Source organism: Methylobacterium tarhaniae (assembly GCF_001043955.1).
In the GTDB taxonomy this organism is placed as follows: domain Bacteria; phylum Pseudomonadota; class Alphaproteobacteria; order Rhizobiales; family Beijerinckiaceae; genus Methylobacterium; species Methylobacterium tarhaniae.
Genome location: NZ_LABZ01000272.1, coordinates 1 through 1,168, shown reverse-complemented (window position 1 = coordinate 1,168; position 1,168 = coordinate 1). Strand labels below are relative to the sequence as shown.

Genomic DNA, 1,168 nt, shown 5'->3' with positions numbered 1-1,168 from the left:
ATACCGCCGCGCTTAGGTTTTGACTCGTGCGGGTTTTCACCGGTTCGTGGAGGTGATTCACTGCTTCCCTAAACCGGGGGGAGCCCATGACGCGTGCCGTCGAGATCCGGGGCGACGTGGCCACAGCCGCCGAGCTCCGGCAGCAAGCCAAGCGGGAGCCGCGTCGGCGGACAGCTCTGCGCCTGCTGGCTGTGGCCAACGCCCTCGATGGCATGAGCCGGGCGGAAGCGGCGCGCGCCGCTGGCCTCGAGCGACAGGCGCTGTGCGATGCCGTCAAGCGCTTCAACGCCGAGGGGCTCGCCGGTTTGATCGACCGCCCGCCCGGCCGCCGGCCAGAGCGTCTGAGCGAGGGCGAGCAGGCGGTGCTGGTCCACCGTATCCTGCGGGGGCCCGACCCCGACCGGGGCGAGCCCGCTAGCTGGACCCTGCCGGACCTGTGCCGCTTCATTGAGGCCCGCTTCGGCAAGACCATGCTGCCCCAGTCGATGTCGCGCCTGGTGCGCCGGCTGGGCTTGTCGAAGCAGAAGACCCGCCCGGTTCACCCGCAGCGCGACGCCAAGGCTGCGGCGGCCTTCGTAAAAAGGGGCTTCGCGCGGCTTTAACGAGCGCTGCCGAGGCCCATCCCGGCCAGCCGATCCGCCTCTTCTTCATGGACGAGGCCCGGGTCGGGCAGAAGGGCCGCAGCGGCCATCGCTGGTGGATGCAGGGTCAGCGCCCGGCGGGACGCTGCGACGGCCGCTTCCAGTCTGCCTACATCTTCGCCGCCGTCGAGCCGCAGACCGGCTCGGCGTTCGGTCTGGTGTTGCCGCGCGTCTCGACCGAGGCGATGAGCCTGTTCCTGGCGCAGTTTGCGGCCACGCTCGAGCCGGACACGCACGCCGTCGTGGTGCTGGACGGGGCAGGCTGGCACATCGCCAAGGATCTGCGCGTGCCCAACACCGTGACGCTGGTGCGGCTGCCTGCCTATAGCCCCGAACTCAACCCGGTCGAGCGGATCTGGCTGTACCTGCGCGAGCGCTTCCTCTCGGCACGCGTGTTCCCCGACTACAAGGCGATCCTCGACGCCTGCTGCACCGCCTGGAACGCACTCACCGCTGAGCCAGAACGCGTCCGCTCCATCGCCAACTTCCCATACATCGCACGCGTCAACGCTTAAGCGCGGCGGTAT

1 protein-coding gene and 1 pseudogene are annotated in these 1,168 nt (G+C 69.5%); both read left to right on the top strand.

Annotation, left to right across the window (positions count from 1 at the left end):
• Positions 1–86: 86 nt before the first annotated feature.
• The gene (locus tag VQ03_RS28350) at positions 87–602 is read left to right on the top strand and encodes a winged helix-turn-helix domain-containing protein (RefSeq protein ID WP_048454267.1); all 516 of its coding nucleotides are present in this window, start codon (positions 87–89) and stop codon (positions 600–602) included.
• Positions 603–622: 20 nt separating this feature from the next.
• Positions 623–1,156: pseudogene (locus VQ03_RS28345) on the top strand (IS630 family transposase); the annotation flags it as partial.
• Positions 1,157–1,168 lie beyond the last annotated feature (12 nt).